This is a genomic window from Nostoc sp., from assembly GCF_036918015.1.
Lineage (GTDB): Bacteria > Cyanobacteriota > Cyanobacteriia > Cyanobacteriales > Nostocaceae > Nostoc.
Window position 1 is genome coordinate 1 of sequence record NZ_JBALEO010000101.1, and the last position, 22,245, is coordinate 22,245.

20 protein-coding genes and 2 pseudogenes are annotated in these 22,245 nt (G+C 41.2%); 15 read left to right on the forward strand and 7 right to left on the reverse strand.

Annotated features, from left to right (window positions below):
• The first annotated feature begins 563 nt into the window (after positions 1–563).
• From V7K61_RS33025 to V7K61_RS33055, 7 genes and pseudogenes are all read left to right on the forward strand, one after another.
• Positions 564–890, forward strand: coding sequence for a hypothetical protein (locus V7K61_RS33025; protein ID WP_335060296.1), 327 nt, complete (start codon positions 564–566; stop codon positions 888–890).
• A 78-nt stretch (positions 891–968) separates the two neighbouring features.
• Positions 969–1,517, forward strand: a complete 549-nt coding sequence (locus tag V7K61_RS33030) for a GIY-YIG nuclease family protein (RefSeq protein ID WP_335060298.1) — start codon at positions 969–971, stop codon at positions 1,515–1,517.
• A gap of 48 nt (positions 1,518–1,565) precedes the next feature.
• The gene (locus V7K61_RS33035; RefSeq protein ID WP_335060300.1) at positions 1,566–3,020 is read left to right on the forward strand and encodes a protein kinase domain-containing protein; all 1,455 of its coding nucleotides are present in this window, start codon (positions 1,566–1,568) and stop codon (positions 3,018–3,020) included.
• Between the two features lie 641 nt (positions 3,021–3,661).
• On the forward strand, positions 3,662–4,021 hold the full coding sequence (locus tag V7K61_RS33040; RefSeq protein ID WP_335060302.1) for a Mo-dependent nitrogenase C-terminal domain-containing protein: 360 nt from the start codon (positions 3,662–3,664) through the stop codon (positions 4,019–4,021).
• Positions 4,022–4,044: 23 nt separating this feature from the next.
• Positions 4,045–4,277: pseudogene (locus tag V7K61_RS33045) on the forward strand (cupin domain-containing protein).
• A gap of 270 nt (positions 4,278–4,547) precedes the next feature.
• Positions 4,548–4,718, forward strand: a complete 171-nt coding sequence (locus V7K61_RS33050; protein WP_335060304.1) for a hypothetical protein — start codon at positions 4,548–4,550, stop codon at positions 4,716–4,718.
• A 2-nt stretch (positions 4,719–4,720) separates the two neighbouring features.
• Positions 4,721–5,467, forward strand: coding sequence for a creatininase family protein (locus tag V7K61_RS33055; protein ID WP_335060306.1), 747 nt, complete (start codon positions 4,721–4,723; stop codon positions 5,465–5,467).
• A 167-nt stretch (positions 5,468–5,634) separates the two neighbouring features.
• Here the strand turns inward: V7K61_RS33055 and V7K61_RS33060 are convergent.
• Positions 5,635–5,754 (reverse strand): annotated as a pseudogene (locus V7K61_RS33060) (Uma2 family endonuclease); the annotation flags it as partial.
• A 363-nt stretch (positions 5,755–6,117) separates the two neighbouring features.
• Here V7K61_RS33060 and V7K61_RS33065 point away from each other — a divergent pair.
• Positions 6,118–7,359, forward strand: coding sequence for a DNA cytosine methyltransferase (locus V7K61_RS33065; RefSeq protein WP_335060308.1), 1,242 nt, complete (start codon positions 6,118–6,120; stop codon positions 7,357–7,359).
• The gene (locus V7K61_RS33070; RefSeq protein ID WP_335060310.1) at positions 7,332–8,309 is read left to right on the forward strand and encodes a Bpu10I family restriction endonuclease; all 978 of its coding nucleotides are present in this window, start codon (positions 7,332–7,334) and stop codon (positions 8,307–8,309) included. Before V7K61_RS33065 ends, V7K61_RS33070 begins: the two co-directional genes overlap by 28 nt.
• Before the next feature lie 12 nt (positions 8,310–8,321).
• On the opposite strand, the gene V7K61_RS33075 is transcribed toward V7K61_RS33070, so the two are convergent.
• The 4 genes from V7K61_RS33075 to rimI form a co-directional block, all read right to left on the reverse strand.
• The gene (locus tag V7K61_RS33075) at positions 8,322–8,465 is read right to left on the reverse strand and encodes a hypothetical protein (protein WP_335060332.1); all 144 of its coding nucleotides are present in this window, start codon (positions 8,463–8,465) and stop codon (positions 8,322–8,324) included.
• A gap of 77 nt (positions 8,466–8,542) precedes the next feature.
• Positions 8,543–9,778, reverse strand: a complete 1,236-nt coding sequence (locus V7K61_RS33080; protein WP_335060312.1) for a restriction endonuclease — start codon at positions 9,776–9,778, stop codon at positions 8,543–8,545.
• A gap of 199 nt (positions 9,779–9,977) precedes the next feature.
• Entirely contained in the window at positions 9,978–12,446 is a 2,469-nt protein-coding gene (locus tag V7K61_RS33085) for an ATP-dependent Clp protease ATP-binding subunit (protein WP_069071487.1), read from the reverse strand.
• 418 nt (positions 12,447–12,864) lie between these two features.
• Positions 12,865–13,416 (reverse strand): ribosomal protein S18-alanine N-acetyltransferase, encoded by a 552-nt coding sequence (gene rimI / locus V7K61_RS33090; protein ID WP_335060314.1) that lies wholly within the window; start codon positions 13,414–13,416, stop codon positions 12,865–12,867.
• A 92-nt stretch (positions 13,417–13,508) separates the two neighbouring features.
• Between rimI and lysA the strand changes: the two genes are divergently transcribed.
• The 3 genes from lysA to V7K61_RS33105 all read left to right on the forward strand — a co-directional run bounded on the left by lysA (position 13,509) and on the right by V7K61_RS33105 (position 16,818).
• Positions 13,509–14,924 (forward strand): diaminopimelate decarboxylase, encoded by a 1,416-nt coding sequence (gene lysA / locus V7K61_RS33095; RefSeq protein WP_335060316.1) that lies wholly within the window; start codon positions 13,509–13,511, stop codon positions 14,922–14,924.
• A 221-nt stretch (positions 14,925–15,145) separates the two neighbouring features.
• Positions 15,146–16,072: a diadenylate cyclase CdaA gene (cdaA, locus tag V7K61_RS33100; RefSeq protein WP_335060318.1), complete on the forward strand. Its 927-nt coding sequence runs from the start codon at positions 15,146–15,148 to the stop codon at positions 16,070–16,072.
• The gene (locus V7K61_RS33105) at positions 16,069–16,818 is read left to right on the forward strand and encodes an isoprenyl transferase (RefSeq protein ID WP_335060320.1); all 750 of its coding nucleotides are present in this window, start codon (positions 16,069–16,071) and stop codon (positions 16,816–16,818) included. Before cdaA ends, V7K61_RS33105 begins: the two co-directional genes overlap by 4 nt.
• Before the next feature lie 70 nt (positions 16,819–16,888).
• Here the strand turns inward: V7K61_RS33105 and V7K61_RS33110 are convergent, their stop codons facing one another.
• The gene (locus tag V7K61_RS33110; RefSeq protein ID WP_335060322.1) at positions 16,889–17,905 is read right to left on the reverse strand and encodes a potassium channel family protein; all 1,017 of its coding nucleotides are present in this window, start codon (positions 17,903–17,905) and stop codon (positions 16,889–16,891) included.
• Positions 17,906–18,123: 218 nt separating this feature from the next.
• Between V7K61_RS33110 and V7K61_RS33115 the strand changes: the two genes are divergently transcribed.
• From V7K61_RS33115 to V7K61_RS33125, 3 genes are all read left to right on the forward strand, one after another.
• Complete coding sequence (locus tag V7K61_RS33115; RefSeq protein WP_335060324.1) at positions 18,124–18,303, forward strand: hypothetical protein; 180 nt, start codon at positions 18,124–18,126, stop codon at positions 18,301–18,303.
• Between the two features lie 446 nt (positions 18,304–18,749).
• On the forward strand, positions 18,750–19,781 hold the full coding sequence (locus V7K61_RS33120; RefSeq protein ID WP_335060326.1) for a hypothetical protein: 1,032 nt from the start codon (positions 18,750–18,752) through the stop codon (positions 19,779–19,781).
• 311 nt (positions 19,782–20,092) lie between these two features.
• Entirely contained in the window at positions 20,093–21,373 is a 1,281-nt protein-coding gene (locus V7K61_RS33125; RefSeq protein WP_335060328.1) for an aspartate aminotransferase family protein, read from the forward strand.
• Between the two features lie 74 nt (positions 21,374–21,447).
• Here the strand turns inward: V7K61_RS33125 and V7K61_RS33130 are convergent, their stop codons facing one another.
• Positions 21,448–22,053, reverse strand: coding sequence for a DUF4129 domain-containing protein (locus V7K61_RS33130; RefSeq protein WP_335060330.1), 606 nt, complete (start codon positions 22,051–22,053; stop codon positions 21,448–21,450).
• Positions 22,054–22,245: the final 192 nt, after the last annotated feature.

The following is a 22,245-nucleotide window of genomic DNA, read 5'->3' on the forward strand; positions in this document are numbered from 1 at the left end:
ATAGTTTAGGGGTAGCCCTACGCAAAAATAGCTCGATGCCAGGTTTTATAATTCATACAAAAGCCCCACGCTTCACAGTCTGGGGCTTTTTGTTTATCTTGAAAATCGTCAAGTTTTAACTGTGCAGTATTTACCATATTTACCACATACGATTGATTGAAAAATTTAGGTATTATCCCAAGACTCAACTAGATAAGGCTTTTAACTTCTAAAAATAAATTTAGATATAGGAATTACGTTACCAGAAACTGTCGAAATGACCCTTGTTGACAGATGAAACTTCATTATTTTTCAGAGAATTAGACTTGTTGTATCACTACAGCATTAGGGAGAAATTAACTATCACTAAAAATCTGCTAAACTTCATTATTCTTAACGATGCCAGCTTCGTCGTGTAGCTGACAGAAGTCCCATAATCCAATAGGCTGATCTATAAAGTGGTTATTTTTAACCAGGTTTATCTGTACAAAAAGGTAGGCTTTGTTGCCCAGCATATTTGGATGACTCTGTTGCCTATCCTCTATCATCACTTAGTCGTTAATAACTAGCTATTAATGCAGAAAATGGCCCTTAAAATCGTTCAGAACTTTGATGGTAGTTTCACTCTTGAAGCACAAGCTCAAAAAACTCTATTCAATTTATTGACAAGCGTTGCTTTCTTGAACCAAATTTGCCAACAGTTGGGGTGCGAGCAACTTAAATTTACAGAATTACTTTTCCAGCCAGTTCCTTACAGCTTAACTACCACTAAAGGAATGCCAGCAGAATTTGAAAAGTATCATGAATCTGATGAATATGTCATCATTAACGTGCCACCAAACTTCATGTTCACTGCTAAAATTTTTAAACCCAGTCGCCTTTGTGCAATTTACCAAAAATTAATTGAGTAATGAATAATTTTAAAGATAACTTTTTTATAATTCGCAATTTTCGATTCTGAAGGCAAATGTAAGTTTGATATTTGAACTATGGCTTCTGAAACAAATCTTTCTTCTTTGGCAACTCTGGACTATATTCCTTATATAGACGATCGCGGGCAATTACCCGAACAATTTCAGGGTAAAATCGGTGTATATGCTATCTTTGACCAAGAAAAAGCACTTCAATTTGTAGGATACTCCCGTGATGTATATCTCAGCCTCAAGCAGCATTTAGTTCGTCAGCCACAGCAATGCTATTGGGTGAAAGTTCAAACTATTGAACGTCCTAGTCGCACAATTTTGGAAAATACTGAAAATGCTTGGATTGTTGAAAATGGCAGTGTGCCTTGGGGAAATGGGGATCAAAAGGAAAAATGGACTCATCCTATTGATGTCAAAGTTGTAATGACACCTGAAGAACAGGCGAAATATGAAAATCCAGCTAATGATGAATTAGGACAAATAAAAGTTCTTAAAAATGTGGCACGGAGAGTAGAAGCAGAAATTTCAACGCAATTGTTAGAAGTGCGCGGTTTGCAAATGCAAATTCGCTTCAATCCTAAATTGAAAGAAGAAGGTTTACTAGATTTGAAATGAAGGTAGTTTTGGGGAAAACTATCTTATGAATATCGCTTGTAATCTCCCATGACAATACAGCTGCTGAACGATCGCTATCAAGTTATCCGCACACTGGGTGCTGGTGGGTTTGGTGAAACCTATCTAGCTGAAGACACCTATATGCCTTCAAAGCGCCCTTGTGTGGTTAAACAACTAAGACCGATTCACAATAATCCCCAAATTTACCAGTTAGTGCAAGAGAGGTTTCAACGCGAAGCAGCTATTTTAGAAGAACTTGGTGGGGCAAATGACCAAATTCCGGCATTATATGCCTACTTCTCTTCAGGTGGAGAATTTTACTTAGTTCAGGAATGGGTTGAAGGCGATACTTTAACTGAAAAAGTCCAGAAGCAGGGACTATTTAGTGAAGGCGCTGTCCAGGAATTGTTCATGAATTTATTACCTGTCCTGGATTACGTTCATTCTAAGCATATCGTTCACCGCGATATTAAGCCGGATAACATTATTGTGCGTCATCGGGATAGTAAACCAGTGCTGATTGATTTTGGTGCTGTGCGGGAGTCAATGGGAACAGTAGTAAATTCTCAAGGTAATCCTAGCAGTTCCATTGTGATTGGTACACCTGGCTATATGCCGAGCGAACAAGCCGCAGGTAGACCTGTTTATTCTAGTGATTTATACAGTTTAGGAATGACGGTAATTTATTTGCTGACTGGTAAACAGGCGCAACAACTAGAAACCGATTCTCAAACGGGTGAAATTGTCTGGCGGCAATATGCGAGTCATGTTAGCCCAATTATGGCAAGAGTAATCGATCGGGCGATCGCTTATCATCCACGCGATCGCTACCCCACAGCCAGAGCAATGCTGGATACGTTGCAAAGCATAACAAATCCAATTCCACCAACGCAGCCCCTCTTGACTCAACCGACTGTAGTATCTGCACCCCCACCTCAGACATTACCTGTCAAACCACAGCCTACTAATAGTCAGAATAATATCCTCATGGGCAGTTTGATTGCAGGTGGGTTAATCGGTGTATCTGTGATTATTAGCCAAGTGTTACCAAAATCTTCTCAACCGATAGCAGACAAAACGGTGTTACCTTCAGAAACACCGGCAACTGTCACCAGCCCAGTCATAGAAACTCCTAAAATTACACCAACTACCCAACCTGTTCCAACTCAATTTACACCTTCCTCTACTACATCAATAGCGCCAGTTGATACCACAACTCTCAACAATTATTTCTGGCTTTCCCAAAGACTTGCAACTGATGCAGATTTAGATGGTAAAAACGGTTTTGAACTAGATATTATGCGAAATTCGATTTTTGCCAGTCATGGTCGCCGTTTTGAGACTCCTGGATTACAAGATTATTTTAATAACCAACCTTGGTATCGTCCTATATATTCACCAAAAGCATTTCCACCTAAATTGCTGTCAAAATTAGAGCAACAGAATGTAGACTATATCAGCAAATATCAAGCTCGTTACGACTTGAGATATTTTAAAAAATAAGCTTTTCATAATTATACCATTTGACAAAAGACCTGATATATATTACCAAGGGCGTACAGCGCTACGCCCTTACACCCGATATATTTGTTGCAAATATTCTTGTAAATGCTATACTCTCTAAGTATATTAGCTTGGGCTTATCAAAGGATTACTTATTACTTATTAAATAATATCTGGGTTAGCTAGTGTAACATATAAGACAGATTACTAGATATTTAATAGCCTAAAATCGCTGGATATTTAGAGGCTAATCCTAGCGAAGTCTATATGGAGTCAGAGCTAAACTGTTTTTTCTACCCCAAAGTCCATCTCTAGATACTAGGCAGTTTCAGAACCAAGCATTTATATTTAGTATATAAAATTGCTATTTCTCATATTAACAATCCATAAGTCAAAGAAATGCCATTTTTATATTTTCTTTGTTATTTTGTATTTAACGGGACAGTTCTTCATGATTTGGTGGGTTTAAATAACAATTAGTTAAACCATTTCTCTTCCCAAAGATGCATGTAAATTGTTTGCATTATGCTTACTTTGCTTCTTAATCTACAAGCACAGTGCAAATTGACCAGACAGATTACATGGTAATATTTCCAATCGGCAAATAGTTCATCTACACAAGGAAAACCTTGCCTAAAACTATGCTTAAAACAAATAATCAGCGTATTTTTCTGACTGCTTTTATTAAACCTTTAGAAGAAAAGAATCCAAAAAGTAGTAAAAAGCAGTTTTCTCAACCTAAATTAGATTTACTGCAACCATTACGTCAACGGCTTGACAAAATTGAGATTCAGAATCGGAAATTAGCGAAATTTATTGCTAAACTGATTCCCGCTCAATGCCCATTTGAGCGTGATATAATGCTTTTTGGTCGCAAAATAGGCCATATTCCGCCAATGTGCAAGCTAAATCCGCTTTATAACGAACTTGTCTACTTACGTTTTCGCGCTTTGTGTTATCTAGTAGATCAGTGTGGAGAGGATATTCAATCCTACTGCTGAATATAACTAGAAAAAACCCAATTATGGAAATTAAAGTTGAACATCAACTTAAGACTTGAACATCTCAATGAATTAGGTGTATTTAAATGGGAAATTTGGAAAAAAGAAGTTTCAAAATTCCCTTGGACTTATGATTCTCAAGAACACTTGCTATTTTTTGGAAGGTGACGTACTTGTTACCCCTGATGGTGGACAGCCAGTGCAAATGGGTAAAGGCGATTTAGTGATTTTTCCCGCTGGTATGTCCTGCACATAGGAAATTACAAGGGGCGTCAAGAAGCATTATTACTTTGATTAGTGAAGATTCAAAATTGATCCCCTTCGTTTTCTTGATCATCTAGAAAACCAACATCTTATAACTCAATTTTGATTTCTATTATGAAGGGAGGTTCGTGGCGATTATTGTCGGATAAAGTGGCAGAATCAGTAAATTGCTTATATCCATGTCTGTCGAAACTCGTTGCGACTCCATCCCCTAAAGAATACTTCATAGAAATAGATAGTCTCATTCTCTCCAGATTTGGCAGTGGACAAAGATCCCCGACTTCTCAAAAAAGAAGTCGGGGATCTTGTGCGATCGCCAGCACAGAAAATTCAGAGAGTTCATAATCGTGTTAGTGGGAGTTTAGTTACAGAAGATGCTGTTTCGCAGCAGAAGGTTTTATCCCACCGCAATTTTACTGAGGAAAATTATTAACAATGTTACTGCATTTAAGTACTTGGCAAGAAGTCGAAGCTTATTTACAGCAGTCAAAGGGGATTATTTTCCCTATTGGTTCCACAGAACAACATGGGCCAACGGGGTTAATTGGTACTGATGCTATTTGTGCAGAAGCGATCGCAGTCGGTGTAGGTGATGCAACTAAAGCGATCGTCGGCCCTACAATCAATGTGGGGATGGCACTACACCATACTGCTTTTCCTGGCACAATCAGTCTGCGTCCCAGCACTTTAATTCAAGTAGTGCGAGATTATGTAACTTGTTTAGCCAAAGCTGGTTTTAGCAAATTCTACTTTATTAACGGACATGGCGGTAATATTGCCACCTTGAAAGCTGCTTTTTCAGAAACTTACGCGCATTTAGAAGATTTGCAGATTCCTAATGCTCAATATGTGCAATGTCAAGTGGCAAACTGGTTTATGTGCGGTTCTGTATATAAGCTAGCGAAAGAAGTATATGGGGATCAAGAAGGTTCTCATGCAACGCCAAGTGAAGTTGCACTCACACAGTATGTTTATCCAGAGGCAATTAAGCAAGCACCCCTTTCACCAGAAGTTGCAAGCGGACATCGGATTTATAGCGCTGCTGATTTTCGAGTGCGTTATCCAGATGGACGTATGGGATCAAATCCGGCTTTAGCAACGCCAGAACATGGTAAGCAATTTTATGATTTGGCAGTGAAAGAACTTAGCAGTGGGTATTTGGAATTTGTGAACGCAGAATAAAACTCATGAAAATACATTGTAGAGATGCGTTTAAAATCGTGTCTCTGCATAAAATATCTTGGGAAAGGTTATTATAAAGATGCGTTATCCAGAATCCTTGTAGAGATGCTAGCGGATTGAAATCAGTTCAATTTCGTGTCTTTAGCTTCTTGTGGTTCAAAAAGATATTCTGCGAAGATTTCGACAATTTCTCCTTTGAGTAGTTCAACTTTGCGATCGCTCAAAATGCCAGCGTCAATCATGCGGTGATATTCGTCAATCGTCCACTTAGCAACTATCACAGTCATGACGATTGATTCCTCCCAATAATTCTTTATATTTTCCCATTTTAAATGCACTTCAGGTCTAATTCAGAATCAGTCGATTGATTGAAGAATACTAAAAATTACTTATAGCCCAATACGGTTCAGTTAAGCCCAAAAAACTACATTATGTAGGTTGGGTTGAGGAACGAAACCCAACGTTTTCAAGCCTTTGTTGGGTTTCACTCCGTTCAACCCAACCTACAATTATTCTTAACTAAACCGTATTGACTTATAGCCAAGATAACTTGATCAGAAGAACTGTGTAGCAGGTTGACAAAGCGTTACAAGAGTATCATCCTAGAATGTTTAGAAGGTAAACCAGATGAGTAACCACATTAAGAGTCTATGCTAACAGCACAACCTATCACTATTGATTTGTTTGCTGGGGCTGGCGGCTTTGGTCTAGGTTTCGAGATGGCAGGTTTCTCTGTTCCTTTATCCGTTGAGATTGATACCTGGGCTTGTGATACACTACGTCATAACCGCCCTAATATGACAGTTATTCAACAGGATATCCGTGATTTAAACACTGCAAGTAGCATTAAGGATATCTGTCACTTCAAACCGGATATTGTTATTGGTGGGCCTCCATGTCAAGGCTTTAGTATTGCTGGGCCAGCACAAAAAGATCCTAAAGACCCTAGAAATAGTCTATTCATTAACTTTGCTGAGTGGATATGTTTTCTCGAACCTCAAGCTTTTGTAATGGAGAATGTTAAAGGTTTACTTTCGCGCAAAAATATTGAAGGAAAAAAAGTAACAGATATTATTAAAGAAACTTTTGAAAATCTAGGATATTTTGTAGAAATATGGTCATTAAATGCTGCTGAATATGGTGTGCCGCAAATTAGGGAGCGTATTTTTATTGTTGGAAATAAAACAGGAAAAGAATTAGGTACTCCTCCAAAAACACACTCCTTAGATTTATTGCATATCAATAGCTCTCAATTATCAATATTTGCCTGCATGGGTTTACTTCCTGCCATGAGCTTGTGGGATGCTATATCAGATTTACCACCACTGAATGCACGTGAGGGTGAAGAAGAACAACCTTATATTTTAAAACCTCTCAATAACTATCAAAACTGGATTAGGAATGGCAGTAAAACACTTTACAATCATGTTGCAATGGATCATTCCCAGAGGCTTGTAGAACGCTTCAAACATATTAAATGGGGTGAATCCAGTTCAGACGCACCAAAAGAACATGGGGCTAGACGCCGTAGTGGAAATGGTGAGTTATCTGAGATAAGTTATGACCAGAATAACCGACGTTTAAATCCATATAAACCATCACATACAATAGCCGCTTCGTTTTACGCTAATTTTCTTCATCCTTTCCAGCATCGTAATTTGACAGCCCGTGAAGGCGCGCGTGTTCAATCTTTTCCTGACACTTATCGTTTTCTAGGGAAGAAGACTGTTGTATCTCACAAATTATTACATCGAGAAGAGAGATTTGATGAGAAGTTTCTTTGCCAGTACAATCAGGTAGGTAATGCTGTACCACCTATTCTTGCTAAAGCGATCGCACTTCATCTCCAAGAGAAATTAGAGCTATGCCCAAAAGCGATAGGAACCCTTTAGTTCACGGCTCTAATCTTGAACAAAAGGAGAATCACCGCACAAAATACAGAGATGTTGAGAGTAAAAAATATCTCAGTGAGATTAGAATTGAGTATGATAAGTGGCGTTCAGCTAATCTCGAATTAGTTGGGCCGACATCAACACCTACTGCTCAAGATGACGCAATTATTGCTACTAGGGTAGAACTTCTATCAAAATATAAGGGCTTCTTAGACCAGCAGCATTATGCTGAGAAGTTTGATTCTCGATCAAACCTTCACTCTAGCGTGTTGGAGGAATTTCTATATTATCTGTTTAAAGATTTAGTCAGAGACTTTGGAGAAAATGCTCTTATCGGCAAATCACATACATTCAAAGATATTTTCTTTGTGCCGCCAAAATACTCTGAGATGCTTAAGCGCCCGTATGCACGTATTGAAAAGAAAGATCATGACTTTGTAATTGGAGCAACTATTCAAGTATCATTTGAAGCAGCAACCCCACCGGAGAAAGATGAAAATCCTGGTGAAATACTCTCACTTCTTAAAGAGGAACCGGAAAACTACTCTGAAGTTACAGTTACAGGAAACACTGAAACGCACATTTTTGATATTCCAGTTGTTGCAATTGAATGTAAGACATATCTTGATAAAACTATGCTCGAAGGTTCATCACGAGCAGCAGAGGATTTAAAGGCAAGAAATCCAAACAGTTTATATGTTTTACTTATGGAGTGGATCAAGTTGACCAGTGATGTCAATCTTCGGAAGTACAAGGTTGACCAGATTTACGTACTACGTCAGCAGAAAAATACTGACCGAGAATTTAGGTATGAAGAAAAATATGTTAAAAATTCAATTAATCCAGTTGTAGTTCAACATCTATTCCATAAAGTGCGGAAGCATCTGAAAATGGACTGGACTGGCGGAATTGAACACGGCATAGAGCGTGGATGGTTAATTGACGAGTAGCGATTGACCTATTCACCATGCTTGTTGATAGAAAATTAAGATATCCAGAAAGCAGCTACCATTCATCAATCGCTCTACTTTTTTACGAATGCTATTTTCGTATAATTCTTTCGCACGTCGTGCAACTTCTTCACGGCTTAAAAGTATTCTTTGCACGTTCTTGCTCCTTTGTTCATGTTGTATACTAACTCTACTAACAGGCTATAATGCAACGCGGCTTAGTGAACGATATACTACCGCAGACCAAACTCTGCTACTAGATCCGGATTTGAAGCAAGGACAGTCTCAAGATGGCTCTCTGGCCATAACTCGATCGTCATGGCAGAATCTGATTGGTTATGTTTCTCAACGTAGTTAACAGCATCAGACGTAAAGCGCCCTGTTGTAGCAATTACTAAAATATCCACTCTTGGCGGTTCCCAAAGTTTTACCTGATCTTTTAGTGCGCTAACGTCTGGTAAAGAAATACTTTTAGTAAGCCAATGTTTGCACTGAATAATAATCCGTCTACGGATAACGCCACTTAATCTATCTCTATGAACTCGATAGACAGACACATCACGACCACGATCTGGGGCGTTAGTATGCATTAACCATTCAGGATTCTCATGGCTCTGTTCTAAAGTAACTAAATTAAATATTAAACGTTCAAAGTTTTCAGCAGAAAGCTTTTCCCAATTTAATTTAGTAATAATAGAACCTGAAGGATTTGATGCAACAAGTTCAGCTAAATCATTAATCTCAACTGGAATCGGTTCATTTGTAGTGTATAAAGATACTTTAATTCCTTTTTTAACAGATGGCCAATCAAACTGGACAATATCTCTCAAATCGTTAATTTGTGCATAAGAGATATGACGTTGCATATCACTCCACTTTGGAGGTCTAGATACACTGCTGCCCAGTAATACATCTATTTGTTTTATCTTATTGCAGAGTATCTGCCAATCTGTATCTTCAATTTTTTTCTTTGTTATCTCTTGCACTACTTTAATATCTTCTTCATTTTCATAATCAATTTTATCTTTATAGTCAATAGGATAACTCTTTTGAAGCTTATCTAGCAGTTCATCTATTTCATTAGAATTTTGTAACACCAGGTTTTGAATAAGATTGCGCCGTTTCTGATTGAAACGGAATCTATACTCTCGTAGTTCTTTACCAGGCTGTTCAATTCGACGATCTACTTCAAGTTCAATTTCTAATAGTCCAACTTCATGTGCATCAAGACGCCCTTGGGCAATCTCATCAAGATCACAAGGCAACATTGTTGGTTTCCAACCATCAATTAATGGTATACCTGTGAGTATATGTTCATATGAGCGACAAGTATCCTCATAAACAGGATTTGGCCCAAAATTAATACCATTAGGTATATTTTTTATTAGCAAATCCCAGAGCTTTTCAAGTTTGACTAAATTTGCCTCTGCCGCTTCAAATTTACGTAATGCTTCATCTAATTGACTCATATAAGTATGAAAATAAAGTTATATATTTAGTAATAGGAGTATATTTTTTTATTAGTATACTCTGTATTTGTTATTAAAAGCAATCAAAGTCTCGGTAGTTAATGAATATTTAGTGAATAAAAAACGGTAGAGTAATTAATACTCTACCGTTCTCTAATTTGGAATGTAAGATATAATCTCAAATCCCAAATTTTAAATCTTACTCAACACCTTGGGGTAACAATTCCCGACGTTGTTGAGAACTAACTTGGACAATGCCATTTTCATCCACATCAACAAGGGCTGTATCGCCATCTTTGATACGACCAGACAGAATTTCTTCTGCTAGGCTATCTTCTAACAGGCGCATAATTGCCCGACGTAATGGCCTTGCGCCGTAGCTGGGACTGTAACCTTCTTGGATCAAACGATCCTTGAAGCGGTCTGTGACTTCTAGGGTGATACCCTTTTCCGTCAGACGACCAAATACTTCCTTGAGCATAATTTCGGCGATTTGGGTCACTTCCGGCTTGTTCAACTGACGGAAGACGATAATTTCATCGAGTCGGTTGAGGAACTCTGGACGGAAGTACTGCTTGAGTTCTTCGTTGACCAAAGAGCGAATCCGGTTGTAAGTTGACTCGCTGGCATCTTCGGAGAATTCAAAGCCGATACCGCTACCGCCTTTTTCAATTACCTTAGAACCAATATTGGAAGTTAAAATCAGCAAGGTGTTCTTGAAGTCTACCGTGCGACCTTTAGCATCAGTTAACCGTCCGTCTTCCAAAATTTGCAGCAGCATATTGAAAACATCGGGGTGGGCTTTTTCGATTTCATCGAACAACACCACGGTGTAAGGACGCCGCCGCACGGCTTCGGTTAGCTGACCACCTTCGTTATAGCCAACATAACCTGGAGGGGAACCAATCAGCTTGCTGACGGTGTGACGCTCCATGTATTCGGACATATCTAAGCGGATCATTGCTTCTTCGGAACCGAAGAAGTAAGCAGCTAAGGATTTCGCCAACTCGGTTTTCCCTACACCAGTCGGCCCAGAGAAGACAAAGCTAGCTATGGGTCGGTTGGGATTTTTCAAACCGACACGAGCGCGACGAATTGCCCGTGAAACTGCTTTCACAGCTTCATCTTGACCAATTAAACGCTGATGCAAGGTATCTTCCATGTGCAGCAGCTTTTCCGATTCAGATTCGGTGAGTTTGTTCACCGGTACTCCAGTCCAGGAAGCGACAATATGGGCAATGTCTTCTTCTGTAACTACAGGTTCTTCACCTTCTGTGCCTGTTGCATTGGTCTTGCTTTGAGCGATCGCCCGGATTTCGGCTTTGATTTCCATTTCGCGATCGCGCAGTTCTCCAGCTTTGTCAAAGTCTTGGGAGCGCACCGCGTCATCTTTTTCTTTTAATATCTGACGCAGCTCTTTATCTAACTCTTTGGCTGCGGGTGGCAGTTGGGAGTTAATCAAGCGCACCCTAGAACCAGCTTCATCAACTAAGTCGATGGCTTTATCTGGGAGGAAGCGATCGCTAATGTAACGATCTGATAACTTCGCCGCCGCTACTAATGCTTCGTCGGAGATTTTCAGTTTATGGTGTTGCTCGTAGCGTTCGCGCAAACCATACAAAATTTCAATTGTTTCATCAACTGTCGGTTCGCCAACCATCACTGGCTGGAAACGCCGCTCTAGGGCTGCATCTCGCTCGATGTGCTTCCGGTATTCATCTAGGGTTGTAGCACCGATGCACTGCAACTCACCTCTGGCCAAAGCTGGCTTGAGGATATTCGCTGCGTCAATAGCACCTTCGGCTGCACCCGCACCAATTAATGTGTGTACCTCATCAATCACGAGAATGACATTACCCGCCGAGCGGATTTCATCCATGATTTTTTTCAAGCGTTCTTCAAATTCACCCCGGTACTTGGTTCCTGCTACGAGCAAACCAATATCCAAGGTGACGACGCGTTTATCTTCCAGGATGTCAGGGACATCTTTAGTGGCAATGCGTGAAGCTAAACCTTCAGCGATCGCCGTTTTACCAACCCCTGGTTCCCCAATTAGCACTGGGTTATTTTTGGTTCGGCGACCCAAAATTTGAATCACTCGCTCAATTTCCTTGGCGCGTCCCACCACTGGATCGAGCTTATTATCGATTGCCATCTGAGTCAGGTTTGAGCCAAATTCATCCAGAGTCGGGGTTTTTGTGCGCCCGGATGAGCCGCCTGGTGAAACTTCGGCAGTTTCTCCCAACATACGGATGACTTGGGTTCTGACCTTAGATAGATCCACACCGAGGTTTTCTAGCACCCTGGCTGCGACGCCTTCCCCTTCGCGGATTAGGCCCAACAGCAGATGCTCGGTGCCAATGTAGTTATGCCCCAGTTGGCGTGCTTCTTCCAAGGAGAGTTCTAAAACTCGCTTTGCCCGTGGCGTAAACGGAATTTCCACGGCAACAAAGCCTGATCCCCGTCCTATAATTTTTTCAACTTCAATTCGGGCATCTTTGAGATTGACGCCCATTGATTTCAGCACCTTCGCAGCCACCCCAGTGCCTTCGCCAATCAGACCCAAGAGGATCTGCTCGGTTCCAACAAAGTTGTGACCTAAACGGCGGGCCTCTTCTTGGGCCAGCATGATTACCTTAATGGCTTTTTCAGTGAAGCGCTCAAACATGGCTTTATCCCATCATCTGCGGTCGTGCCGGTATGCTGATTTTAGCACAGGCAAAGCTTTTGGATGCCTGTATAACAGATTATAGACATCCTGAAGCTATGACTTTAGTTGATGGGCTAATTGTTAACTATTGACTACTCTTATCTGGCTAGTGTACTGAGGAGCTTTAGTTCACCAGCGTTTTTGGGATTTATTACAAATAGCTGACTGCTTAAATTAAGGGTTTATTGACTCAATCCCAAACATTTATATTTAACATATATATTTTTTAATATCAAGCAAAAATAATTTATATATTATATTGTTATGAGAAAAAGTTTTTTCATAATATATTCAAATTTAAATTAGCGTAGTAAAGTTGCATTTTTTTGCTGAGGGCGATCGCCAGCCCCAATAATTCAAAATTAATAATGCCCAACTACTTAAAAAGCAAGTGCCAAGAGGATTTGTCCAAGCGATCGCTGACAATGGAATACCATTGGTCTAAAGTTGCTTGAAATTTGCGGTGTTGTAAATCTGGCAGCCACAGGATTAAAGCATCTTCATCGTTATCTTGGTAGTAGCGCCGCCGCCGCCCTGCTGTTTTGAAGCCAAATTTTTGATATAAAGATATAGCCCCCAAGTTGGAAGCTCGGACTTCGAGGGTAGCTCGCTCCATTTTGCGATCGCAAGCTGTCTTAATGAGTGAATATAATAAAGCCGCACCCATTCCTTGACGGTGATATTGAGGATGAACCGCCAAAATTGTAATGTGGGCTTCATCTAAAATTGACCAAAAGCAACCCATTCCTAGCAAACTTGTGCTGGAGGAGGGAGAAAATAAACCGAGTAAATCGCTGTTGGGACTATCCAATTCTCGTTTGTAGCCGTCCAGAGTCCAAAGTCCACCAAAACAAGCTCGATCGAGTTCCAGAATAGCACTGAGATTTTCTAATGTCAGTAATTTAATTTCTAAGTCTAATGAGATCACATTTATTGAATAACGTTACAAACCCTTTGTACACTGGGAATCGGGAGACAAACTCAAAGCCCGTAATTTGAACAAGGAAAATTTTTATAGTTATGGTATCGACTCACCCCACTGGGGTTCAACATTCTGGAAGTCAATATTTACCTCAAAGGCACGACACCAAGGCAAATCCATCGCCTAATCAGGAACTTTTACCCTTAACTGCCAGAGTCCATAATCATGACTCCCTGGAAATTGGTGGGTGTGATGTCACAACCCTAGTTGAGCAGTTTGGTTCACCTTTATATATTTTAGATGAAGAAACCCTGCGTTTGGCTTGTCAGCAATACCGAGATACTTTCAAGCAATACTACAAGGGCGAATCTCAAGTATTGTACGCCTCAAAAGCTTGGAATTGTTTAGCAGTTTGTGCGATCGCAGCATCAGAAGGTTTAGGAATTGATGTCGCATCAGGCGGTGAACTTTACACCGCGCTGCAAGCAGGTGTCAATCCTGAGAAAATCTATCTTCATAACAACAATAAATCTCGTGAAGAACTGATTTTTGCCACTGAAGTCGGTTGCACTATTGTCGTGGATAACTGGTACGAGTTACGCACTTTGGTAGAAATTGTTGAGAGGGCAAATTCCCCCTCTGTACATCCTCGATTCCTGTTGCGTCTGACCCCAGGTATTGAATGTCACACACATGAATATATCCAAACGGGGCAACTAGATAGTAAATTTGGCTTTGATCCAAATGAGTTAGAGGAATTATTTACTTTTGTCAGCAAACAGTCTTTCCTTAACTGCGTAGGGTTACATGCTCATATCGGTTCCCAAATTTTTGAACGCCAACCGCATCGAGATTTAGCCGCTTTGATGGTAAAGTGGTTACGTGATGCGGCAAAGTATGGTTTAAAACTGACAGAATTAAATGTAGGTGGTGGTTTAGGGATTAAGTACATAGAATCAGACGATCCTCCCAGCATTGAAGAGTGGGTAAAGCCGATTTGTGAAGTGATCCAAGAAGCTTGTGCAGCCGAAAATTTACCTTTGCCGAAATTATTGTGTGAACCGGGGCGATCGCTAATTGCCACAGCTTGCGTTACTGCCTATACTATTGGTTCATCCAAAGTTATCCCAGAAATTCGTACCTACGTAGCAATTGATGGCGGAATGTCTGACAATCCCCGCCCGATTACTTACCAATCAGTTTATCGGGCAGTCGTTGCCAATAAAATGTCTTTTCCCCTAAGTCAAACAGTCACAATTGCCGGTAAACATTGTGAATCAGGAGATATTCTGATTAAGAATGCACTACTCCCAAAGACTGAACCAGGAGATATTCTCGTAGTTATGGGAACTGGTGCGTACAATTACAGTATGGCATCTAACTACAACCGCTTGCCCCGACCGGCAGCAGTCGTAGTGGCGAATGGCGAAGCAAATTTAATTTTGCAACGTGAAACTTATGAAGATTTAATTCGACAAGATCGCCTACCAGAAAGGCTAAAAAATAGTCATTAGTCCTTGGTCATTGGTCATTAGCTAAGAGCTAAACCCCGTCTATTTTGAAACCTAGAGTTTTTGAAGAGAGTATATTATTCTGTCGTGGCTTGAGTTTTGAGCTTTAGCCTCATTACAAAAAACTACGGTTTTCACAGTAGACGCGGTTTAATAACAAATGACAAAGGACAAATGACTAATGACCAACCGTAAATTAGAGGCAAAAGTTTAATCCAGATGTCATGAGAGATTGGTGGAAGCAATGGCTGGCAAACCTGGGGTGGTCACAGTCCTTGCTACTTGGGACTCTGGATATTGTGTTGGTGCTGGCGCTGACGTACATGATACTAGTTATTATTAGTGAGCGCCGGACACTATGGATGGTGCGGGGATTCATTATCTTAATGCTAGCCTCAGCACTAAGTGGCAGATTCGGACTACCTCTGCTAAGTTTTGTACTAGAAAAGTTGGTGATTGGTTGTGCTGTGGCAATGGCAGTTGCTCTACAGTCAGAGTTTCGGCGGTTTTTGGAGCAATTGGGGCGTGGCGAATTCCGCCAGATGTTTCAACCCGACCGTCTGGCAATCCCCAAATCTGATAGTGTAATTGATGAAATTGTTGAGGCTGTTAAAGAATTGTCAAAAAACCGCATTGGAGCTTTACTAATTGTGGAAACCACAGGGCCAATTGATGAGCGAGATTTTTCTGTGCCAGGAGTAAAGCTAAATGCGGAAGTTTCTAAAGAACTAATCCAGACAATTTTTCAGCCGAAAACTTTGTTACACGATGGAGCGACATTGATTCGTGGCTCACGGATTATATCATCGGGTATAATTTTACCACTTTCGGGACGCACAGCCTCGCGCCAGTTGGGAACACGCCACCGAGCGGCAATGGGAATTACTGAGCGGGTCGAAAATTGCATTTGTGTCGTTGTCTCTGAAGAAACGGGTTCTATTTCCTTAGCGGAACGGGGAACCCTAAATAGACCGCTGACGATTCGGAAACTGAAAGAGTCATTAGAAGCTCTTTTGTCTCCAACCGTAGATAGGGAAGCTGTTGCTCCTAGTCTATTGAGTTTTGTTCGTCGGATAGGTGGCAAGACACTAGCACTAGCTTCACGTTTACTCAGATTACCATCGACCGCTTCTCGTCGAGATAAAAAATGACAGCACAACAAACTAAACTGCAAGATTTACCTACTGATTTAAAACGAGAATTATTGCCGCAGCACGTTGCGGTGATTATGGATGGTAATGGTCGATGGGCTAAACGTCAGGGTCTACCCCGAATTATGGGTCATAAACGAGGAGTAGATGCTCTTAAGGATTTACTTCGCTGTTGTCAGGATTGGGGAATTCAGGCGTTGACAGCTTATGCTTTTTCAACGGAGAACTGGAAAAGACCGCAGGAAGAAGTAGATTTTTTGATGACTCTATTTCAAAGAGTTTTGCGCCAAGAACTGCGGGAAATGGTCGAAGAGAATGTTCAAATTAAGTTTGTGGGGAATTTGCAAGACCTGCCGCGATCGCTTCAACAAGAAATTTCCCGTTCAATGGAAGAAACTAAGAATAATCGCGGTATCCGATTTTCAGTAGCAACTAATTATGGCGGACGGCAGGAAATTTTACAAGCTTGTCAGGCGATCGCAAAGCAAGTCCAGCAAGGTATGCTACAACCCAATGAAATTAATGAACAGGTGTTTGAGAGCCACTTGTACACAGCCGGAATTACTGACCCCGATTTGTTAATTCGCACCAGTGGAGAAATGCGCCTCTCAAATTTTCTTCTCTGGCAAATGGCTTATGGGGAAATTTATATTACCGATGCTCTCTGGCCCGATTTTGACCGTGCCGAATTTCATCGTGCCTTGTGCGCCTATCAGCAACGGGAGCGGCGATTTGGGAAAGTCTAAATCTGTTTACGCAATTAGACTATACAAACAATATCTAATTAGTATAAAAAAGTAATTAAATAAAATAAAATCAAGTATTTTTCGGTCGTCGCAGTTTCTTGGAATTCATTGGTCCGAGAATTTGATTCAGGCTACGCAATTGCTCTGCTGTACCCATACCAATTAGTCGGTCTCCTGGCATTAAAATCGTATCGCCAGTGGGGCCACCGATTAAAGTTCCATCAACACGGCGAATTGCGAGAACCAATGCCCCAGATTGCGATCGCAATCTCGCCTTTTGCAAACTTTGACCCACAAAAGGACAGAAAGCTGGGTCGAGTAAAAATTCTTCCATATACAACTGGCGGTCTGCACCTGTCAAAATCCCATCTACAAAGTCTAAAACCTGGGGTCTGAGTGCCGCAGCAGCCATCCGCTTACCACCAGTAATATAGGGGGATATCACTTCATCTGCACCGCCCCGTCGTAACTTCTGCAAAGCTTCTTCGGTACTTGCGCGCGCGATCACCCGAATCCCGGAATTCAGTGTTTTTGCTGACAATACAATGTATAAATTTTCAGCATCAGAAGGGAGTGCTGCAACAATACAAATCGCCCGTTCGATACCAACTTTCAGAAGTGTGTCATCTAATGTAGCGTCGCCTTGGTATGCTGTGTAACCTTCAGTCTGCGCCCTTTGCACAGATTCCATGTCAGCATCAATCACTACAAAAGGTGCGTCTTCTGCCCGAAATTCCTTGGCAATTTGACGACCAGTGCGGCTAAATCCACAAATGATGTAGTGTTCTGTCAGGGATTCCATTAACCGCCTCTGTTGCTGTAGCCGAATTCCTTCTTGAAAGTAGCCTTGAATGATCGCTTCTGTAAATCTGTTGACAATGTAACCGATATTGACTACACCCAACAAAATCAAGGCAATGGTAAATAATCGTCCTCGGCTACCGAGTGGGTGCGTCTCTCCATATCCCACAGTCGCTAAAGTGATGACTGTCATGTAAGCTGCATCTTCCCATGACCAGCCCTCCACTAACCAATACCACAAAGTGCCAATGAAGAAAACACCACCAAGAGCGATCGCCCCAGCCATCAACTCTTTTTGGATACGTTGATATTTTTGCTCAAGTGTTGAGAATGAGGTAAAAATAGTACTTTTAGCCTAATTTTTGTAGTTTTTTGCTGACTTTTTAGCATTCGTCCTTTTTAGTATATTGAAACTAAGTAAGTGGGCAAGAATAAATCAAACTAAGTTACGCAATGTAAAATTCATTAAATTGACTCGCACTATCCGTTGTCGCAACTGGCGTTGTGTTATCGCCGAGAGTACAGCAGCAAATCCTTACGAATGGTGCGTTACGGATTTTATCCTCACGCACCCTACAGCGACTAGAGCGATCGCCCCAACCATTAACTACTTTTGGATACGTTGATATTTTTACTCAAAAATTGTCACATTTTATCTTAGTAATATTAATAGTTTCAGCCTAATATATTAGGAGCAGTCCTTTCAAGAGACAGAACGTTATACGCGATTAAGGAAATACAGAAGGTAGGTAAATAAAGCAGCTTTGGCATAACCCGATGTATGAATCTCACAACTATAAAAATATATTTATCTTTAAAAATATATTTATCTTTTTATAAAAGTAAATATGAGTCAAAATTCACTTTTAAATGTTGGAATCAAGGCTGAGTAAGGACACAGCAAATATTTATTGAAATAGATTATATTTCTTAATGTTTAAGTTACTATCTTAAATCAATTAGTCCTGTAGCATGAGGGTTGAAATGATGTTACTAGCAACTTCGCAATGTAACCCATTAATGTTTATCAATCTTGTTTTTAATGGCACTTCGGAACTGGTGACTAGGAAGGAGTTTTCCCAGTCACCAGTCCCTAATCCCCAGTCCCTTTTTCAATGGAGATTTAAGATATGCAATTTATCAAACAGTTAGGGAGACAGCTAGGTTTTGTGGTCTTAATCGGTTCTGCGATATTTTCCGCATCCTCAGCTAGTGCGGTAACTTCCGTCATAATCACTACCAATACTGATGTGCTTTTCGATCCTGCTTATGTAAGAACTCTATTCACTTCTAACCCCACCCAAGTTGATCTTCTTTTACTTGGTGGCGTTCATTTTGCTCCAAATAGTACGCAGGTGGATATTGACCAGGCTCTTGGAACTCAGACTTATAATCCCTTTCAAAACACTTACGGGAATCTTAAACCTGTAGGTGGAACATTCGATCCAGTACAAATAAGTACTATTACACTAGGAGGTGTTCAAGGAACCTTACTAAGAGGTGTATACAGAGCAACAAATTCACCACCACTAAGTTTAGGTCTGACTTCTGCAAGCCCGAATCCTCCCAGTCTAAGCTTTGGTGGTTCTACTGGTGATGGTATAGTTTGTCCTTATCCATCGTGTGTGGTACTTCATTATGGATACACAATAAAAGTTGATAGTTCGCTTAGTCTAAATCCTTCTTTTCTTCAATCAACTTATACACTCCGAGATAGTGGAGGAACTGTTCAAAATTTGACACAAAATACCCCAATAGCATCTCCACAGGTAGACCTCAATCCTCCTCAACTTGGAGTTAAAAATCCAGCACAATATCTGGTAGTTTACAGCGAACAAATCAATCCTCAACGACCTGGTGTACGAGTGATTAACTGGACACAATTTCCAGTTCTACAAGGTCAAACACCGAAACTCAGCTTTAGTAATAGTAAGTCTAACCCTACGATCAGAGTATCTAACGTTCAAGCCCTGCGAACAAATAGTAAAATCCCACTAAATCAGTTAAATTACATAGGGCTACCTTTAACGACTCGTGGGTTCCAACGCATTCCAAGGGCTAATGGCACACTAGAACCAGGACAAAACACTCGCCCAGTCGATGTACAGTCTAGCCCAGTTGATGTACCGACTAGAGATATAAAAATTCAGATTGGAAGCTAGGAGAACACCTTACCCCGATCGGTTTGACTAACAAAATTTACTGAATTTGCACAAAGCTAAGATGCTCCTGGAAATAGCTGTTGGGTTATTGAGTCAATTTTGATCGACAAGATCCCGACTTGTTTAACAAGTCGGGATCTTGTCGATCAAGTGTTGAGTACAAAATTTTTTCACCACCGCCAAGCGTTTGAGGTCACATAAGCGTTAGTTTAAGAAGAAGTACGAGTTGTGCTAAATAAAAAGTATTTTTTAGGGATTTCTAGGAAACTAGTAAATAACTATATAATGAAAAACTTTCAGGAGGAGCGGTAGTGAGCCTACAAACTCTCGTTGACCAAGCCACCATCCCCCCAGATTCAGGGTCAGCATCTAGTCCCTTTGATACAGATAGCTTTAATGAAGCTGTCATGTCTACCTACGCCCGGTTTCCCTTAGCCCTAGAACGGGGTGCTGGATGCCGGGTTTGGGATACGCAGGGGCGGGAATATCTGGATTTTGTAGCGGGAATTGCTACTTGTACTTTGGGACACGCCCACCCAGCGATGGTAGAAGCGGTAACACGCCAAATCCAAAAGCTGCACCATGTCTCTAATTTGTATTACATTCCTGAGCAAGGTGAATTGGCAAAATGGCTTGTCGATCATTCCTGTGCCGATCGCGTATTTTTCTGCAACTCTGGAGCTGAAGCTAACGAAGCCGCAATTAAACTGGCGCGGAAATACGCTCACACAGTATTAGACATTGAAAAACCGATTATTTTAACCGCCAATGCTAGTTTCCACGGGCGGACTTTGGCAACGATTACCGCTACGGGACAACCGAAGTATCAAAAATACTTTGATCCTTTGGTTCCTGGGTTCCACTACGTAAATTACAACGATATTAACGCTGTGGAAGTGGCGATTAGCGAGTTGGATGAAGGCGATTATCGGGTAGCAGCGATTCTGATCGAGCCATTGCAGGGAGAAGGCGGTGTACGTCCAGGAGATGTTGCCTATTTCAAAAAGCTCCGACAGATTTGCGATGAAACTGGCGTTTTGTTGATTTTCGACGAAGTGCAAGTTGGTATGGGGCGTAGCGGCAAATTATGGGCTTACGAACATCTTGGCGTTGAACCGGATATTTTCACCAGTGCTAAAGGCTTAGGTGGCGGTATCCCCATCGGTGCAATGATGAGCAAGAAATTCTGCGATGTTTTTCAACCAGGGGAACACGCTAGCACTTTTGGCGGAAATCCTTTTGTGTGTGGTGTAGCACTTAGTGTTTGTCAGACATTGGAACGGGAAAATATTTTGCAGAATGTGCAAGACAGGGGCGAACAGTTGCGATCTGGATTGAGAGCGATCGCAGCAAAATATCCTCAGCACATTGCCGAAGTTCGGGGTTGGGGTTTAATCAACGGTTTGGAGTTGCGAGCCGACATTGGGTTAACCGCAGCCGATGTCGTCAATGCTGCTATCAAGGAAGGTGTATTGCTAGTACCAGCCGGGCCAAAAGTAATCCGGTTTGTGCCACCGTTAATTGTTACAGAGGCGGAAGTCAACACTGCCTTACAAGCTGTGGACAAGGCGATGTCTAACGACAAGCCGTAGAACGTCTACGCTATTCTTACCAAATAGAATGTTGTTTGTTTCGTGTAGAGACGTTCCAATGCAACGTCTCTTTTTCATTCCGGGGAAATTTCTCGATAAGCTTGCCGACACTGCTCATAATTGTCTGGCAAAATCTCGGTATTACCAAAACATAGTTGCTCGTGAGTGGTAATTAGAGTTTCATAGGGCTGTATGGGAGTCACAGACGATCGCAATAATTGCAGATATTCTCCATCGGTACGGCTGAGTTTGTGGGGTGCGATCGCATTTTTATCCAACTGCTGCAACATTGCTAAATAAACACAACGGCAAGCCTCACGGTAATTACCTTGACGGTAGAATTCTTGCGATCGCTCCAACAAAAGGGCTATGGATAACTCATTAGAGCGATTTTTGACACGAAAATCAGTGAGATTGCCACTTCTATTTAGCCAAGAATATATATAGGGACTGAATTCTCGCCATAATCGCCAACCCACCCACGCTACAAATAATCCCAGTACCAGCCAAAACAGGAATTTCAGCAATTCACCAAGCCAAGGACTAATTGACCATCTAGTTGGCAATTCTGGTAAAGCCCGTTCAAAGCGGTAAAACTGGTATTCCCACCATTCACCCGCTTGTTGTTGGAATTGAGACAACTGCCAACTCCAGCTAGTTTTTTCAAAAGTATCTGTCATAGAGGAGAGTGGGGAGTGGGGGGATGAGGGAGCAGGGGGAGCAGGGGGGCAGGGGGGCAGTTGCAGTAAGTTTTTCCCTTCTGTCCCCTCTGCCTCTAATGACCAATGACCAATGACCAATGACCAATGACCAATGACCAATGACCAATGACCAATGACCAATGACCAATGACCAATGACCAATGACCAATG

Excerpts from the sequence above, each read along its gene's own strand:
- V7K61_RS33025 (WP_335060296.1), top strand. The coding sequence starts at position 564 with ATGGCCCTTAAAATCGTTCAGAACTTTGATGGTAGTTTCACTCTTGAA.
- V7K61_RS33030 (WP_335060298.1), top strand. The coding sequence starts at position 969 with ATGGCTTCTGAAACAAATCTTTCTTCTTTGGCAACTCTGGACTATATT.
- V7K61_RS33035 (WP_335060300.1), top strand. The coding sequence starts at position 1,566 with ATGACAATACAGCTGCTGAACGATCGCTATCAAGTTATCCGCACACTG.
- V7K61_RS33040 (WP_335060302.1), top strand. The coding sequence starts at position 3,662 with ATGCTTAAAACAAATAATCAGCGTATTTTTCTGACTGCTTTTATTAAA.
- V7K61_RS33055 (WP_335060306.1), top strand. The coding sequence starts at position 4,721 with ATGTTACTGCATTTAAGTACTTGGCAAGAAGTCGAAGCTTATTTACAG.
- V7K61_RS33065 (WP_335060308.1), top strand. The coding sequence starts at position 6,118 with ATGCTAACAGCACAACCTATCACTATTGATTTGTTTGCTGGGGCTGGC.
- V7K61_RS33070 (WP_335060310.1), top strand. The coding sequence starts at position 7,332 with ATGCCCAAAAGCGATAGGAACCCTTTAGTTCACGGCTCTAATCTTGAA.
- V7K61_RS33080 (WP_335060312.1), bottom strand. The coding sequence starts at position 9,778 with ATGAGTCAATTAGATGAAGCATTACGTAAATTTGAAGCGGCAGAGGCA.
- V7K61_RS33085 (WP_069071487.1), bottom strand. The coding sequence starts at position 12,446 with ATGTTTGAGCGCTTCACTGAAAAAGCCATTAAGGTAATCATGCTGGCC.
- lysA (WP_335060316.1), top strand. The coding sequence starts at position 13,509 with ATGGTATCGACTCACCCCACTGGGGTTCAACATTCTGGAAGTCAATAT.
- cdaA (WP_335060318.1), top strand. The coding sequence starts at position 15,146 with ATGAGAGATTGGTGGAAGCAATGGCTGGCAAACCTGGGGTGGTCACAG.
- V7K61_RS33105 (WP_335060320.1), top strand. The coding sequence starts at position 16,069 with ATGACAGCACAACAAACTAAACTGCAAGATTTACCTACTGATTTAAAA.
- V7K61_RS33110 (WP_335060322.1), bottom strand. The coding sequence starts at position 17,905 with ATGGCTGGGGCGATCGCTCTTGGTGGTGTTTTCTTCATTGGCACTTTG.
- V7K61_RS33120 (WP_335060326.1), top strand. The coding sequence starts at position 18,750 with ATGCAATTTATCAAACAGTTAGGGAGACAGCTAGGTTTTGTGGTCTTA.
- V7K61_RS33130 (WP_335060330.1), bottom strand. The coding sequence starts at position 22,053 with ATGACAGATACTTTTGAAAAAACTAGCTGGAGTTGGCAGTTGTCTCAA.